This is a genomic window from Amycolatopsis sp. NPDC104819, from assembly GCF_055583145.1.
Map to the genome: position 1 here is coordinate 201,445 of NZ_JBVJON010000013.1, position 16,081 is coordinate 217,525.

The following is a 16,081-nucleotide window of genomic DNA, read 5'->3' on the forward strand; positions in this document are numbered from 1 at the left end:
CTTTCAGCCCTTGAGGGCGCCGGCGGCGATGTTGCGGACGAAGTGGCGGGCCCCGAAGGCGAACACGACCAGCAGCGGCACGATCGCCACCAGCGTGCCCGCCATGACGACGCTGTAGTCCTTGACGTACAGGCTGTTCAGCTGGGAGAGCGCGACCTGCAGCGTCACGTGGTTCGCGTCGATCAGCACGACCAGCGGCCACAGGTAGTCGTTCCAGGCGTTCACGAAGGTGAAGATGCCGAGGAACGCCAACGCCGGGCGGAGCACGGGCAGCGCGACCGTCAGGTACGTCCGGAAGAAGCCGCAGCCGTCGATCCGCGCCGCTTCCAGCAGCTCGTCCGGGATGGCGCTCTGCGCGTACTGCCGCATCCAGAAGATGCCGAACGCGTTGGCCGCGGCCGGGATGATCAGCGCCTTGAGGTCGCCGACCCAGCCGAGGTGCGCCATGACCGTGAACTGCGGGATCGCCGACAGCTGGGTCGGCACGACGAACGTCGCGAGCACCACGCCGAACAGCACCGAGCTGCCGGGGAAGCGGTACTTGGCGAAGGTGAACGCGGCCAGCGAGTCGAAGAACAGCACCAGCAGGGTCGTCACGACCGCGACGACCAGGGTGTTGAGCAGCGAGCCGAAGAAGTCGATCTTCGCGAAGACCTGCCCGATGTTGTGGAAGAACTCGCCGCCGAACGTCCACGTCGGCGGGGACGAGTAGATGTCGGCCGTGGTGTTGGACGCCATCACCACGAGCCAGTAGTAGGGGAACAGCGTGACGAGCGCGCCCACCGTCAGCGCGACGTAAGTGACGATCCGGCCGGTCCTGCCGCTCATCGGCCCGCCTTCAGGAAGCCGGGGCGCTGGACCAGCCGCCAGTTGAGGATCGCGAACAGCACCACGACGACGAAGATGCCCCACGCGATCGCCGCGCCGTAGCCGAAGTCGTTGTTCACGAAGGCGTTGTCGTAGAAGTACAGCACCATGGTCATGCCCGCCTCGTCCGGTCCGCCGCGGTTTCCCAGCAGGATCTGCGACTCGGTGAAGATCTGCAGCCCGCTGATCGCCGACATCACCACGGAGAACAGCAGCACCGGACGCAGCAGCGGCAGCGTGATGCGGAAGAACGTCCGCACCGGCCCGGCGCCGTCGACCCGCGCGGCCTCGTAGACGTCGGCGGGCAGCGCCTGCAGCCCGGCCAGGAAGATGATCGCGTTGTACCCCACCCACCGCCAGACGATCATGACCGAGATCGCGACGCGGATCGCCCACGGGTCGGTCAGCCACGCCACCGGGTCGACCCCGACCAGGCCCAGGAACCAGTTGAGGATCCCGAACTCGCTGCTGAAGATCGAGCCGAACACCAGCGACATCGCCACGATCGAGGTCACGTTCGGCAGGAAGTAGGCGATCCGGAACACGCCCTTGAACCGGATCGACGAGTGCAGCCCGACCGCGACGAGCAGGGCCAGCGCGGTCATCGGAATCGTCGACATCACCCAGATGACCAGCGTGTTCCCGATCGAGTCCCAGAACGTCGGGTCGCTGACCAGGAACTCGAAGTTGCCCAGGCCGACGAACTTCATCGGGCCGACGCCGTCCCACCGCTGCAGCGCGAGGTAGAGCGAGTACAGCACCGGGTAGAGGCCGAACACGGCGAAGAGCACGAAGAACGGCGCGATCGCCAGGTACTGCGGGAGGTGGCGCCAGCGCTTCGAACGCGGGGGAGTCGTGACGCGCGCCGGTGCGGCGGGACGCGTGAGCGTGGCCATCAGAGCACCCCCTGCCGGGTCAGCAGCCGCTCGACGCTGCGGCGGGCGTCGTCCCAGGCGCGGCCGGGGTCCTTGCCGGCGAGCTCGACGTTGGTGAGCTCGTCGGTGTAGGTGTCGCTGATCGAAATGTCCCACGGGCTGAAGTAGGCGGGCCGCACCTCGCGTGCGGCCTGGCCGAGTACGGCCATGGTCGCCTGGCCGCCGAAGAACGGCTCCGGCGCGAGCAGCCGCGGGTCGGCGAAGGCGTCGGGGCTGGTCGGGAAGAGGCCGGCCTCCAGGTAGGACCGCGGCTGGTTCTCCGGGGACAGCATCCAGCGGATGACCTCGAACGCCTGGTCCGGGCGCGGGCAGTACTTCGTGACGGCGAGGAAGGAGCCGCCCTGGTTGCCCGCGCCGCCGGGCGCGCGGCAGACCCGCCACTTCCCGGCCGTGCCCGGCGCCGACTTCTTGAGCTCGCCGACGATCCACGACGCGTTGACGAAGCTCAGCTCCTTGCCGGAGTTCCAGGCGGCGTGCCGTTCGACGGAGGTGCCGGGGTCCTGCGAGCCGGCGTACCCCGCGGTCAGCCCGAAGCGGAACGCGGTGAGCGCGCGGTCCCAGGCACGGCGGACCTGCGGCGCGTCACCGAGGTAGGTGTTGTCGCGCGTGAAGTACTTCTCCGGCTCCTGCGCCATCGAGTACGTGTAGACGGTCTTCGTGTCGGTGATCAGGTGCCGGCCGGGCAGCTTCTCCTGCAGGCGGCGGCCGAAGTCGAAGTACGCGTCCCACGTCGGCACGGCGGCGGCGACGTCGTCGGGCTCGCTCGGGAAACCGGCCTGGGTGAACAGGTCGTGCCGGTAGTAGAGGGCGGCCGGGCCGATGTCGATCGGGAAGCCGAGCTGGAAGCCGTCCGGGGCGGTGCCGGCCTGCCACTTCCACGGCAGGTACCGGTCCTTGACGGCGTCCGCGCCGAGGCCGCGCAGGTCGGCGAAGTGGGCGCTGTCGGCGAAGTACGTCGCGATGTCGTCGCCGAGCATCGTGATGTCGGGCAGGTACGCCTCGCCCGACAGGGCGGCCAGCAGCCGCTGCTTGAGCTGGCCGCTCACCTGGGACGGGTAGAGGTCGGCGAATCGCTTGCCCGCGTCGGCGACGACGGAGTCGGCCAGCCCGCCGCTGGTGTACCAGAGCGTGAGCTTGCCGGGGTTGGCGGTGGTCGGGCTCGTGCAGGCGGCGGCGGAGCCGAGCGCCGCCACGCCCAGTCCCGCCGCGGTCAGGAAGCTTCGTCGAGTCAGCGTCATCGAGGACCCTCCGGGCAGTGCCCGTGAACGCTCCCGTGAACGTTCACGGATTGCTCGGGAGTGTGCTGCGCGGTGGCACCGGTGTCAAGGGATCAGGCGGATTCGCGCAGGTGGAGCCCGGCGCGGACGATCAGCTCGGCGGGTGCGAGCGGCTCGGCCCCGGTCACGAGCCGGGCCGCCTGGTCGACGGCCAGCGCGCCGAGCGCGCGCGTGTCGATCGCGACGCTGGAGAGCTCGGGGTCGACGAGCGTGCCCAGCGCGAGGCCGTCGAACCCGATCACCGCGAGGTCGGCGGGCACCCGCAGGCCGTAGCGGCGGGCTTCGCGCAGCGCGCCGATGGCGATCACGTCGTTGAAGGCGAAGACGGCGGTGACGTCGGGGTGCGCGGCCAGCAGCGTGGCGAGGGCCGCGCCCCCGCCGTCGACGGTCTGCGCGGCGCGCGCGATCCACCCGGGCGCGACGGTGATGCCTTCCGCGGCGGCGGCCCGCAGGAACCAGGTCTGCCGGATGCTCGGTTCGGGACGGCCGTCGTGATCGAGCATCCCGATCCGCCGGTGCCCGCGGGAGACGAGGTGGGCGACGGCCTCGCGGATGCCCTCCTCGCCGTCGATCGTGATGCCGCTGAACCGCGGGGTGTGCGGCTCGCGGCCGATGAGCACGACGGGGACGCCGGGGGTGAACCGGTCGAGGTCCTCGTCGGACCGGCTGAAGTAGCCGACGACCGCGTCGACCTGGGCGCCGATCACGCGGAGCGTGGCGAGCTCCTGCTCGGCGTCGTCGGCGGTGTCGTAGACGACGACGTGCCAGCCGCGGGACCGGGCCGCCTCCAGCGCGCCGGAGGCGACCTCGGTGAAGAACGGGTTGAGCAGGTCGGGCACCACCAGCCCGATCGTGGTGGTGTCCGGCCGGACCAGGCCGCGGGCGAAGCGGCTCGGCCGGTATCCGAGCTCCCGGGCGGCGTCGAGCACCCGCTGTTTGGTCGAGCCGTCGATCTCGGCCTTGTCGTTCAGCGCCCGCGACACCGTCTGCCGCGAGACCCCGGCCGAGCGGGCGACGTCGTGGATCGTCACCCGCCGGGGTTCCGTGCTCGAAGACACCGCCCACCTCCTGTCCGGAGGTCGAGTATGCCCGTCCGCGGCCGGCCCGGCCGTGATCGAAGCGCCAACACACGTGATTGAAGCGTCAACTCGCGTGATTGGCGGGTCGACACGGCTTTCGCGCGCCGTGTCGACCCGCCAGACACGCGTGTCGACCCCCTGATCACGCGAGTCGACCCTTCCGTCTCGGGTGGCCGGGCCGCTACCCGAGCGGGGTGCGTTCGCGGCGCTTCGAGATCACCCGCCAGCCGACCGCGAGCACCACGGCCAGCACCGGGATCGAGTAGAACGCGATCTTTTCCGCGCCGTCGGAGAAGCCCATCAGGACCACCACCAGGGCCAGGAACCCGAGGGTCGCCCAGCCGGAGTACGGGGCCCACGGCATGCGGTACGACGGCCGCTCGAGCTCGCCGCGCAGGGCGGCCTGGCGCAGCCGCATCTGGCAGAAGATCAGCGTCGCCCAGGTCGTGATCACGCCGAGCGACGCGACCGCGATGGCGATGTCGAACGCCTCCTTCGGCACCAGGTAGTTCAGCACCACGCCGAGCAGGTAGGCGATCGAGGTGAACAGGATGCCGCCGTAGGGCACCTGACGGCTGCTCATCCGGCCCACGAACGACGGCGCCTCGCCCTTGTCGGCCAGCGAGCGCAGGATCCGGCCGGTCGAGTAGAGCCCGGAGTTGACACTCGAGAGCGCCGCGGTGAGCACCACCGCGTTCATCACGTCGCCGATGCCCGGGATCCCCAGGCGCGAGAACACCGTGACGAACGGGCTCTCGTCGCCGTTGTAGAACGGCCAGGGCAGCAGCATCGCCAGCAGCAGCACGGACCCGACGTAGAACACGCCGATCCGCCACACCACACCGTTGATCGCCTTCGGCAGCACCTTGCGGGCGTCCTTGGTCTCGCCGGCCGCGATGCCGACGACCTCGATCGCCGAGTAGGCGAAGATGACCGCCTGCAGCGTCATCAGCGCGATCCCGATGCCGGCCGGGAAGAATCCACTGTGGTCGGTCAGGTTGTGCACGCCGGCCGGTGTGCCACCGATGTTCGCGCTCGTGAACACCAGGCCGAGCGCGGTGACCAGGAAGACGACGATGGCCAGCACCTTGACCACCGAGAACCAGAACTCCAGCTCGCCGAACAGCTTCACCGAAAGCAGGTTCACGGCGATCAGCACCCCGAGGGCGACCAGCGCGGTGATCCACTGCGGCACGTCCGGCAGCCACTTGTGGACGTAGATCGCGACCGCGGTGATCTCCGCGATCCCGGTCATCGCCCAGTTCACCCAGTACATCCACCCGGAGGCGAAGCCGGCCCACGGCCCGATGAACTTCCGGGCGTAGGTGACGAAGCTGCCCGAGCTGGGCTCGTGCAGGACGAGCTCACCGAGCGCCCGCATCACGAAGTAGGCGGCCACCCCGCAGATCGCGTAGGAGAGGACCAGCGACGGGCCGACCTGGTGGAGCTTGCCGCCGGCGCCGAGGAAGAGCCCGACGCCGATCGCGCCGCCGATGGCGATCATCTGCACTTGGCGGTTGCCCAGCGCTTTCGAGTAGCTTTCACCTTTTTCGGTGAGCAGCGAGGAATCCATGGTTCACGGACGCTAGAGGTTGTGCGGCAAGTCACCAAGCGCGCTAAGGAAGACTTAAGGTGTGCGGGAGATCACTTGGGGAGTTCTCCCAGTATTTCCCGGTTTCGAGTTGACAAGGGCCGCCGCTCATCCGGGATGGACGGCCTTCTACGCTACGGCCGTGGACCTCGCGGCGCTGCTGGACCGGATCGCCGACGACGTCGCGCCCGAGATCGGCCGCGGCGCCGTCGCGGACTACATCCCCGCCCTGGCGCGGGTCGAGCCGCGGCGGTTCGGTATGGCCGTGGCCGAAGTGGACGGTGGCCTGCACGGCGTCGGCGACTGGGAGCATCCGTTCTCGGTGCAGAGCATGTCGAAGGTGTTCACCTTGGCGCTGGTGCTCGCCCGCGGTGACGGCGTGTGGACGCGGGTCGGCCGCGAGCCCTCCGGTGACCCGTTCAACTCGCTGGTGCAGCTGGAACACGAGGACGGCATCCCGCGCAACCCGTTCATCAACGCGGGCGCGCTGGTGGTCACCGACGAGCTGGCGCGCCAAGGTGACGCCGTCGAGGCGCTGCTCGCGTTCCTGCGCGAAGAGTCCGGCCGGCCGGACATCGGCGTCGACCCCGAGGTCGCCGAGTCGGAGGCCGGCCACGCCGACCGCAACCGCGCGCTCGCCTACTTCATGGCCTCCTACGGCAACATGCGCCACCCGGTGCCCAAGGTTCTCGACCAGTACGTCCGCCAGTGCTCGATCGCGATGAGCTGCGCGGACGTCGCCCGCTCGGCGCTGTTCCTGGCCCGCCACGGCATCCGCAACGACGGCACCCGGCTGCTCGGACTCAGCGCGGCGAAGCGGATCAACGCCGTGATGCTGACCTGCGGCACCTACGACGCGGCGGGCGAGTTCGCCTACCGGGTCGGCCTGCCCGGCAAGAGCGGCGTCGGCGGCGGCATCCTCGCGGTGGTGCCGGGCCGGTGCGCGGTCTGCGTCTGGAGCCCCGGCCTGGACGCGCGCGGCAACTCGGTCGCCGGAGTGTCCGCATTGGACCGGTTCACGACGTTGACCGGCTGGTCGGTCTTCTGAGTCAGCGCAGGTAGTTGTAGACGCTCGCCCGGGAGATCCCGAGCAGGTCGGTCAGGGCCGGGACGGCGTTCTTCAGCTCCAGGAACCCCCGCTCCTTCAACAACCGGACCAGGTCCTTCTTGCCCGACGCCGGCAGGCTGCGCGGGGTGTGGCCGCGCTCGGTCGCGTAGTCCTCGACCAGGGCGCGCAGCTCGTCGCCGGTGCGGGCCTGCAGGGACTCGGCCAGGGGGGCCGGCGCGTCGGTGCGGGTGAGACGGGTCAGCGCGTGCGCGGCCGAGCCCAGCAGGGAGACGTCGAGGTTGAGGCACAGCGCCGCGACGTACTCGCCGCCGGAGTTGCGGATGCCGATCGACGTGCTCTTCGCCGGCCGGCCGTCGGGGAAGCGGTTCGGGTAGTTCTGCAGCACGTCCGGGAACCCCGGGTCGGCGATCCGGGCCAGGCCGAGCTCGGTCGCCGGGTCGCCGACGGCGCGTCCGGACAGCCCGCCTTCGATCGCGCGCACGGCGTGGGCGGGGTCGCGCAGGTCGTGCAGCACGACCTCGCACAACCCGGGGAACATCCGGCCGACCGCCTGGGCGATCTTCTCCGCTTCCCGCAGCAGCAGCTCGTCCTCGGTCATCCGATCAGCTCCCGCAGCCGGTCGCGCGCCTTCAGCCCGGACCCGGTGAGCACGACGACGGTGGTCTCGCCGGGCCGGATCGCCCCGCGCTCCCGGAAGACGTCGATCGCCGCGGCGGCGGTCGCGCTGGTCGGCTCCGCGTAGAGACCGAGGGACGCGAGCCGGCGCGCGGCCGCGGCGATGGCGTCCTCGGGGATCGCCGCGGTGTCCCCCGCCGACCGCCGGATCGCGGCGACCACCTCGGGCAGCCGGACCGGGTGACGGATGGCGGTGCCTTCGGCGACGGTCGGGGCGAACGGCGGCGGCTGCCGGTCGTGGAAGGCGGCGTCGACCGGGGAGCAGTTCCGCGGCTGCGCGACGAGCAGGCGTGGCCGCCGGGTGATCGAGCCCGCGGCCAGCAGCTCGCCGAAGCCGAGGTCGCAGCCCAGGACGATGCTGCCCGCGCCGGCGACCGTGACGACGGCGTCCGGCGCGCGGAACCCGAGGTCCTCCCACAGCTCGTAGGCGAGGGTCTTGGTGCCCTGCAGGAAGAAGGGGTGCCAGTTGTGGCTGGCGTAGGTCGAGCGGGCCGACCGGCGGACGGCTTCGGCGGCGGTGTCGTCGCGCGTGCCGGGCACCAGCTCGACCGTCGCGCCGTACGCGCGGGTCTGGAGCACCTTCGCGGGTGACGTCCCTTCCGGTGCCAGCACGGTCGCCGCGATCCCGGCCGCGGCGCTGTAGGCGGCGACCGACGAGCCGCCGTTGCCGGAGCTGTCCTCCAGCAGCTCCCGCACACCGGCGCCGGCCAGCGCCGACACCATGACGCTCGACCCGCGGTCCTTGAAGCTGCCGGTCGGGCCGAACCACTCGAGCTTGAACCGGACCTCGGTGCCGCCCCAGACCTGGGGGACCAGCGGGGTGCAACCCTCGCCGAGCGAGACCGGGCGCAGGTCGCCGGGCAGCGCCGCGCGGTAGCGCCAGAGGGAGCGGACGCCGGTCTCGACGTCACCCGGGCCCAGGCCGGTCAGCGGGGCGACGGTCAGCGGCGCGCCGTCGTCACCGCGCCAGCGCAGCGGGTCGCCCGGGTAACGCGTCCCCGAACGCTCGTCGGTGTACCAGTACTCCACGACCACCTCCACGACTTGGACAACGTGTCCAAGTGTAGACGACGCGTCTAATGTTACCGACAGGTACGCGAAACAGTTTCAGCTTCCCGGCCGGAAAATTTGTCACATCCGGCGGAGATTTCGACGGCGAAGGACTCATCGCCGCGGCCGGAGATACCGGTGGTGCCCGGGTGAATACGCGCCGTCGTTCGCGCCGGTCCGGCGGGGGGTGTGCAGTTGGCAGGCAGGGGCGTCGCGGCGTGGTGGATCGTGTGAGCACGTGAAACCCGGCCGCGCGGGGAATCCACAGTGGACTCGCCGGGATGGCGGGCTCGGCCGGGCCGATTCCGGCACCCTGCTTTCGGCTGTGGGTAAAAGTGCCGCGCGAATCGTCTCCGCGCAATAGGGAAAACTGTTCCGGCGCGTGTCGGCAGAAGAACCGGATAACGTCGTCAATTTTACCTGCACGATACTTTCCGGCGGCCTCGGGGAAACAGCGGACCCGACGGACGGTGTGGTCCGGTGTGGCCAGCCGGACTGCGTCCACCGGGTGAGAAGGCTTGCCCCCATCTGGTGGTGTGTGCCAGGCGGATCGCAGGTACCGCACGGCCCGGCGGCCGCTTGACCAGTGTCCAAGAGTTGTCGCGGGGCTGCGCCATGCCGGGGTACATGACGTACACGTTAAATTCTTGCGTCTCTGCGCTGGTCCGTCGCGCATTTTCTGAACAACTCCGACGAAATCGTGGTGGGTTGTTGACGGAACCGGGTGAACCCGCTTAAGTACACCCCGTTACTCCGTCACCCTTTCGTGCATAGCGGGAGTTCCCATGCGTGTCTCGAAAGACGACTGCGCAGCGGTCGTCGCAGTGTCACCACTGCGGTGGCCGTCGGCGCGCGGGGTCGCGGCCGCCGTGCGCGGGGGCGGGCTCGGTGTGCTCGACCTGACCGGTCCGGCCGCCGCGGCCGCGGACGAGCTCGAGCTGCTGGGGGAGTGGGGAATCCCGGCCTTCGGCGTCCGGCTCACGCACCCGCCCGCGGACCTGCCCGACGCCGTGAGCACCGTGGTGCTGACCGAAGACTCGCCGTGCACGGCGCACGACTTTCCCGGCCGGCAGGTGCTCGCCGAAGTCTCCAGCCGTGCCGCGGCCACCCGGGCACTCGACGGCGGCGCGCACGGGCTGATCGCGCGCGGTCACGAATGCGGCGGCCGGACGGGTGAGCTGAGCACGTTCGTGTTGCTGCAAGCCCTGCTCGACACCGCGCCGGGCGTTCCCGTCTGGGCGGCGGGCGGCATCGGGCCCCACACCGCCGCGGCCGCGGTCGCCGGCGGGGCCGCCGGGGTCGTCGTCGACACCCAGCTCGCCCTGCTGCCGGAAGCCGAACTCCCATCGGCGCTCACCAGCGGGCTTTCCGGTCTCGACGGATCCGAAACGACCGTCGTCGACGGCGTCCGCGTCCTCGCTCGGCGAGGCAGTAAACCGGTCGAAGCCGGCCAGGACGTCTTCCTGGCCAACCGGTTCCGCGACCGCTGGGGCACGGTGACCGCGGCGGTCCGCGCCCTGGCCGACGCCATCGGCGACGCGCTGCGCGCCGAGACCCCGGTGCTCGGCCCGGGCAGCGCGGGCAGCCGCGCGCTCGGCACCGCGCTGCCGGTCGCGCAGGGGCCGATGACCCGGGTCAGCGACCAGCCCGCGTTCGCGGCCGCGGTCGCCGAGGGCGGCGCCCTGCCGTTCATCGCGCTGGCCCTGTCCGGGCCGGCCCAGACCCGCGACGTGCTGGAGAAGACTCGCGACGCCCTGGGTGGCGCGCCCTGGGGTGTCGGTGTCCTCGGTTTCGCCGCCGAAGACGTCAAGGCCGCGCAGCTCGAGGTGATCCGCGAGCTGCGGCCGTCCCACGCGATCATCGCCGGCGGCCGCCCGGCCCAGGCCGCGGCGCTCGAGGACGCGGGGATCTCGACCTTCCTCCACGTGCCCTCACCCGGACTGCTGAAGCAGTTCCTCCAAGCCGGGGCGCGCAAGTTCGTCTTCGAAGGTTCGGAATGCGGCGGTCACGTCGGCCCGCGCACGAGCTTCCCGTTGTGGGAGGCCCAGCTCGGAGTCCTGAGTGACTTCCTCGCGGTGACGCCGGGCGCGGCCGCGGACCTGCAGCTGCTGTTCGCGGGCGGCGTCCACGACGAGCGCTCGGCGGCGATGGTGGCCGCCCTTGCCGCCCCGGTCGCCGCGCGGGGCGCCGCCGTCGGGGTGCTGATGGGCACGGCGTACCTGTTCACCCGCGAGGCCGTCGACGCGGGCGCCGTGCTCCCGCGGTTCCAGCGCGAGCTGCTCGGCGCCGAGCACACCGACCTGCTCGAAACCGCGCCCGGGCACGCCACCCGGTGCGTGCGCAGCCCGTTCACCGAGGAGTACGCGGTGATCAAGGCGGACCTCGCCGAGCGGGGCGTGCCGAGCCGCGAAGCCTGGGAGCAGCTGGAAACCCTCAACGTCGGCCGGCTCCGCCTGGCCAGTAAGGGCATCGAGCGGGTCGGCGCCGAGCTGCACGACGTCGGCGAGGACCGGCAGTTCGCCGAAGGCATGTTCATGGCGGGCGAAGTCGCCGTGCTGCGCGACGCGGTCACGACGATCGCCGACCTGCACCACGCCGTCGGCGAAGGCGCGAACGCGTTCCTGCGCGCCCGGGCCGCCGAATTCGGCGTGACCACCCCGGAACCGCCCGCCCCCGCCCCGCTCGACGTCGCGATCGTCGGCATGGCCTGCATGTTCCCGCAGGCACCGGACCTGGCCACGTTCTGGGCGAACGTCCTGGCCGGCGCCGACGCCGTCACCGAGGTCCCGCCGGAGCGCTGGGACACCGAGCTGTACTACGACGCGGCCGGCCAGGGTGAGAAGACACCGTCGCGCTGGGGCGGGTTCCTCCCGGAGGTCGGCTTCGACCCGCTGAAGTACGGCATCCCGCCGTCCTCGCTGGCCAGCATCGAACCCGTGCAGCTGCTGGCGCTGGAAGCGGCGCACCGCGCGCTGGCCGACGCGGGGTACGCCGACCGCGCGTTCGACCGCGCCCGGACGTCGGTGGTGTTCGGCGCCGAGGCGGGCAGCGACCTGTCCAACGCGATGACCCTGCGCTCGGTGCTGCCGTCCTATGTGGGCGAACTGCCGTCCGAACTGGACGACCGGCTGCCGCGGATCACCGAGGACTCCTTCCCCGGCGTGCTCGCGAACGTCATCGCCGGGCGCATCGCCAACCGCCTCGACCTGGGCGGCGCGAACTACACGGTGGACGCCGCGTGCGCGTCGTCGCTGACCGCCGTCGACGTCGCCTGCAAGGAGCTGACCGCCGGCACCAGCGACCTCGTCCTCTGCGGCGGCGCGGACCTGCACAACGGCATCAACGACTACCTCCTGTTCGCCTCGGCGCACGCCCTTTCCCCGACCGGGCGCTCGGCGACGTTCGACAGCGCCGCGGACGGCATCGCCCTCGGCGAAGGGGTCGCGTGTGTCGCGCTGAAGCGCCTCGCCGACGCCGAACGGGACGGCGACCGCGTGTACGCGGTGATCAAGGGGGTCGGCGCGGCCTCCGACGGCCGCGCGCTCGGCCTCACCGCGCCGCGGCCGGAGGGCCAGCACACCGCGCTCAGTCGCGCCTACCGCAACGCGGGCATCTCGCCCGCGCGCGTCGGGCTGGTCGAGGCGCACGGCACCGGCACCGTGGTCGGCGACCGGACCGAGCTGGGCACCCTGACGAAGGTGTTCACCGAGGCCGGCGCCGCGCCCGGCGGGTGCACGATCGGGTCGGTGAAGTCCCAGATCGGGCACACCAAGTGTGCCGCGGGCCTCGCCGGGCTGATCAAGACGGCGCTGGCCTTGCACACCGCCGTCAAGCCGCCGACACTGCACCTCTCCGCGCCGAACGCGGCCTGGGACGCGTCGAGCAGCCCGTTCGTGTTCCAGACGGCGGCACAGCCGTGGGCCGCGCCGGCCGCGGAGCGGATCGCCGGGGTGAGCGCGTTCGGCTTCGGTGGCACCAACTTCCACGTGGTGCTCGCCGCTCACGGCAGTGTGCCCCCGGCGCAGACGGCCGACGAGTGGCCCGCCGAGCTGTTCCCCTTCGCGACCGACGCGGCGGCCCGGGACCTGCTGTCCCTGGTGGACGACGTGCCCGGCGGGAAGCAGCCGTGGCGGCTGCGGGACCTGGCGCTGAGCGCGTCACGGCGGGCCGACGCCGCCGGGAAGGTGCAGCTCGCCGTCGTCGCGTCCACTGTGGACGAGCTGGCCGGGCTGCTGCGGCAGGCCCTGGCCGGGCAGGACGTGTCCGGGGTGTACCGCGCCGGGGACGAAGAACCCGGTGAGGTCGCGGTGCTGTTCCCCGGCCAGGGCAGCCAGCGGCCCGGCATGTTCGCCGAGCTCTTCGTCGCCTTTCCCGAGCTGCAGCGGTACCTGCGCCTGGACCCGGTGACCGCCGACGTCGTCTTCGGCCCGGCGGTGTTCGGCGAGGCCGCGCGGCAGACTGCTGCCGAGCGCGTCACCGACACCCGCGTCGCCCAGCCCGCGCTCGGCCTCGCCGGGCTGGCCGCGTTCCGCCTGCTGACCCGCGCCGGCGTGCGGCCCACGATGGTCGGCGGGCACAGCTACGGCGAGCTGACGGCGCTGGCCGCGGCGGGCGCCTTCACCCCCGAAGCGTTGATGCTGGCCAGCCACGCGCGGGCCGGGGCGATCTTCGACGCGGTGCCCGCCGGGGACCCGGGGGCGATGGCGGCGGTCTCGGCGTCCGCCGCGGATGTGAGCGCGGTCCTCACCGCCACCACGGTTGTCCTCGCCAACCACAACTCACCCCGGCAGACGGTGATCTCCGGGCCCACCGCCGACGTCGAAGCGGCGATCGCGCAGCTCCGCGCGGCCGGGCTCGGCGCAAAACGGATTTCGGTCGCGTGTGCGTTCCACAGTCCGCTGGTCGCTCCGGCGGGCGCCGCTTTCGGGAAGACCCTGGAGGCGATCGGCGTCGTGCGGCCCGCCGTCCCGGTGTACGGCAACCGGTCCGCCGGGCCCTACCCGGCGGACCCGGACGAGATCCGCGGTGAGCTGGCCGCGCAGGTGGGCTCGCCGGTGCGGTTCGTCGAGCAGATCGAGGCGATGTACGCGGCCGGCGCGCGGGTGTTCGTCGAAGCCGGACCGGGCGCGGTGCTCGCCCGGCAGGTCGACGCGATTCTCGGGGACCGTCCGCATCGGACGGTCGGGTTCGAACAGCCGGGCCGCCGCGGTGTGCCGGGCTTCCTCGGCGCGCTCGCGCAGCTGGCCGTCGCCGGGGTGCGCGTCGAGACGGGATGGCTGTTCCGCGGCCGCGACGCGGTCGACGCAGGCACGGCCCCGCGGCCGAACCGTCCCGGCTGGACGGTCGACGGCCACCTCCTGCGCACGGCGGACGGCACGATCCCGGCGGGAGCGCTGCGCCCGGCCGAGCGACTGTCGGCGGTGCTGGCCACGACGTCGGCCGAGCCGGTTTCGTCGGAGGCGATGGTCGCCGACTTCCTCCGCACCAGCCGGGAGATGATCGCCGCGCAGCGGGACGTCTTGCTCGGGTTCTTCGGCAGTGATGTGCCGGTTCAGCTGCCCACGCCGGTGGCCGAGGTGCTTCCGGCGGTCGTCCCGGCGGCGCCGGTCGAGCGGCCGGTGCTGGAGACGATCGTCGCGGTGATCGGGGAGCGGACCGGCTACCCGGTGGACATGATCGAGCCCGACCTGGACCTCGAAGCCGACTTGAGTATCGACTCGATCAAGCGCGCCGAGATCGCCGGTGAGCTGGCCACGGTCCTGGGGCTGGCCGGGGGAGACGTCGAAGAGTTCGCCAAGGCCCGCACGGCGGCGGCGATCGCGGACCTGATCGGGGACCAGCGCCCGACAGAGGCCGTGGTTGTCCCTGACGCACCGAAACCCACGTCGGTGCTGGAGACGATCATCGAGGTGATCGGGGAGCGGACCGGCTATCCGGCGGACATGATCGAGCCCGACCTCGATCTGGAAGCCGACCTGAGCATCGACTCCATCAAGCGCGCCGAGATCGCGGGCGAGCTGACGGTTCGCCTGGGTGCCGGAGAGGTCGAGGAGCTGGCGAAGGCCCGGACGGCGGCCGGCATCGCCGAACTGCTGGACGCCGGACCCGCACAAACGCCCGTGAAGCAGTCCGGGCCGGAGCCGGTGATCATCGCACCCCGGCGGTACGTGATGACCGAGTTCGACCTCGCTCCGGCTGGAGAGCTGGACATCGCCGGCCGCCGTTTTCTCGTGCTCGGCGCCGGTCCGTTCGCCGACGCCGTCCACAGTGCACTGACCGCCCGCGGGGCCGAAGCCGAGATCGGCGACGACGTCCGGCCCGGCTTCGACGGCTACCTTCACGTTCCCGACGGTGACGCCGTCCTACCCGGCGCCTTCCCGCTTTACCAGGCCGTGCTGGCCTACGGCCCGAAGTGGCTGCTGACCGCCGGACCGGCTGAGGGCCTCCGCGGCTTCTACCGCAGCGTCGCCCGCGAATACCCGCACACGCTCGCGCGGGTCGTCGAAGGCGCGGACGCCGCCGCGTTCGTCGCCGAGCTGTCCACTGTGGACCGCGAACCCGTGGTGATCAGGGACGGCGTCAACCGGCGCGGGCTGAAACCCGGCGAGGAAGGGCTCGGCCTGCTGGGCAGCAGCGGCGCCGGACCAGCGGGTGACGGCGTGGCCGAAGCGGCCGCGATCGGCCTCGACCGCGACTCCGTCGTCCTGCTCGTCGGCGGCGCCAAGGGCATCACCGCCCGGTTCGCCGCGACGCTGGCCGCCGCCACCCGCTGCCGCGTCGAACTGCTCGGCCGGACCCCGGTGCCGCCGCCGGAAGACGAGTACCCGCAGGCGAAAGAGCCCAAGGAGCTGCGCTCGGCCCTGATCGCGAGCGGTCTGAAGAGCCCCGCCGAGATCGAACGGACCGTCCGCCGGATCACCTCCGAACGCGAGGTCCGCCAGACCCTGGACAAGCTGGAAAGCCTCGGCAGCCCGGCGCGCTACCAGTCCGTCGACATGCTCGACGCCGAAGCCGTGCACCGCGCGGTCAAGGAGATCCACGCCGAGCACGGCCGCCTCGACGGCATCGTCTACGCGGCCGGGGTCATCGAGGACAAGCTCGTCGCCGAGAAGACACCGGAGTCGTTCGCCCGGGTCTACGGCACGAAGGTCGACGGCGCCCGGACCCTGCTCGAAGCGACCGCCGACCTGCCGGAGGAGCCGAAGTTCGTGGTCCTGTTCGGCAGCATCGCCGCGACGCTCGGCAACCGCGGCCAGTCGGACTACGCCGCCGCCAACGACGCGCTCGAAACGCTCGGCCACCGCTGGCCCGCCGGGCGCGCGGTGACCGTCCACTGGGGACCGTGGGCGCCCACCGGCGACCACGACGGCATGGTGACACCCGAGCTGATGCGTGAGTACGCCCGCCGCGGCATCGCGCTGATCGACCCGGAGGAAGGCACCCTCGGCCTGCTGCGCGAGCTGGCGTGGGGCCGCCCCGAGACCGCCGCCGTCGTCCACACCGCGTCGGGCTGGTGAGCCGATGCCGGACCCCGTGGC

9 protein-coding genes are annotated in these 16,081 nt (G+C 71.9%); 2 read left to right on the forward strand and 7 right to left on the reverse strand.

Annotated elements, in window-relative coordinates:
- Window positions 1–3: 3 nt before the first annotated feature.
- The 5 genes from ACZ63E_RS35375 to ACZ63E_RS35395 form a co-directional block, all read right to left on the reverse strand.
- On the reverse strand, window positions 4–828 hold the full coding sequence (locus ACZ63E_RS35375; protein ID WP_465340584.1) for a carbohydrate ABC transporter permease: 825 nt from the start codon (window positions 826–828) through the stop codon (window positions 4–6).
- Window positions 825–1,763 carry a carbohydrate ABC transporter permease gene (locus tag ACZ63E_RS35380; protein ID WP_465340585.1) on the reverse strand — a complete coding sequence of 313 codons (939 nt, stop codon included), beginning with the start codon at window positions 1,761–1,763 and terminating at the stop codon, window positions 825–827. Before ACZ63E_RS35380 ends, ACZ63E_RS35375 begins: the two co-directional genes overlap by 4 nt.
- Window positions 1,763–3,040 carry an ABC transporter substrate-binding protein gene (locus tag ACZ63E_RS35385; RefSeq protein WP_465340586.1) on the reverse strand — a complete coding sequence of 426 codons (1,278 nt, stop codon included), beginning with the start codon at window positions 3,038–3,040 and terminating at the stop codon, window positions 1,763–1,765. The genes ACZ63E_RS35380 and ACZ63E_RS35385 overlap by 1 nt, the downstream gene beginning before the upstream one ends.
- A gap of 92 nt (window positions 3,041–3,132) precedes the next feature.
- A complete protein-coding gene (locus ACZ63E_RS35390; protein WP_465340587.1) occupies window positions 3,133–4,137 on the reverse strand; it encodes a LacI family DNA-binding transcriptional regulator in 1,005 nt (334 codons plus the stop codon).
- A gap of 202 nt (window positions 4,138–4,339) precedes the next feature.
- The gene (locus tag ACZ63E_RS35395) at window positions 4,340–5,731 is read right to left on the reverse strand and encodes an amino acid permease (RefSeq protein ID WP_465340589.1); all 1,392 of its coding nucleotides are present in this window, start codon (window positions 5,729–5,731) and stop codon (window positions 4,340–4,342) included.
- A 160-nt stretch (window positions 5,732–5,891) separates the two neighbouring features.
- Between ACZ63E_RS35395 and ACZ63E_RS35400 the strand changes: the two genes are divergently transcribed.
- Window positions 5,892–6,797 carry a glutaminase gene (locus tag ACZ63E_RS35400; RefSeq protein ID WP_465340590.1) on the forward strand — a complete coding sequence of 302 codons (906 nt, stop codon included), beginning with the start codon at window positions 5,892–5,894 and terminating at the stop codon, window positions 6,795–6,797.
- Between the two features lies 1 nt (window position 6,798).
- Here the strand turns inward: ACZ63E_RS35400 and ACZ63E_RS35405 are convergent, their stop codons facing one another.
- Both ACZ63E_RS35405 and ACZ63E_RS35410 read right to left on the reverse strand, forming a co-directional pair.
- On the reverse strand, window positions 6,799–7,416 hold the full coding sequence (locus ACZ63E_RS35405) for a helix-turn-helix transcriptional regulator (RefSeq protein ID WP_465340591.1): 618 nt from the start codon (window positions 7,414–7,416) through the stop codon (window positions 6,799–6,801).
- Window positions 7,413–8,522, reverse strand: coding sequence for a threonine synthase (locus ACZ63E_RS35410; RefSeq protein ID WP_465340593.1), 1,110 nt, complete (start codon window positions 8,520–8,522; stop codon window positions 7,413–7,415). Before ACZ63E_RS35410 ends, ACZ63E_RS35405 begins: the two co-directional genes overlap by 4 nt.
- Window positions 8,523–9,328: 806 nt before the next feature.
- Here ACZ63E_RS35410 and ACZ63E_RS35415 point away from each other — a divergent pair.
- The gene (locus tag ACZ63E_RS35415; RefSeq protein WP_465340594.1) at window positions 9,329–16,060 is read left to right on the forward strand and encodes an SDR family NAD(P)-dependent oxidoreductase; all 6,732 of its coding nucleotides are present in this window, start codon (window positions 9,329–9,331) and stop codon (window positions 16,058–16,060) included.
- Window positions 16,061–16,081 lie beyond the last annotated feature (21 nt).

Coding starts and splice junctions, on each gene's coding strand:
- ACZ63E_RS35375 (WP_465340584.1), bottom strand. CDS start 828: ATGAGCGGCAGGACCGGCCGGATCGTCACTTACGTCGCGCTGACGGTG.
- ACZ63E_RS35380 (WP_465340585.1), bottom strand. CDS start 1,763: ATGGCCACGCTCACGCGTCCCGCCGCACCGGCGCGCGTCACGACTCCC.
- ACZ63E_RS35385 (WP_465340586.1), bottom strand. CDS start 3,040: ATGACGCTGACTCGACGAAGCTTCCTGACCGCGGCGGGACTGGGCGTG.
- ACZ63E_RS35395 (WP_465340589.1), bottom strand. CDS start 5,731: ATGGATTCCTCGCTGCTCACCGAAAAAGGTGAAAGCTACTCGAAAGCG.
- ACZ63E_RS35405 (WP_465340591.1), bottom strand. CDS start 7,416: ATGACCGAGGACGAGCTGCTGCTGCGGGAAGCGGAGAAGATCGCCCAG.
- ACZ63E_RS35415 (WP_465340594.1), top strand. CDS start 9,329: ATGCGTGTCTCGAAAGACGACTGCGCAGCGGTCGTCGCAGTGTCACCA.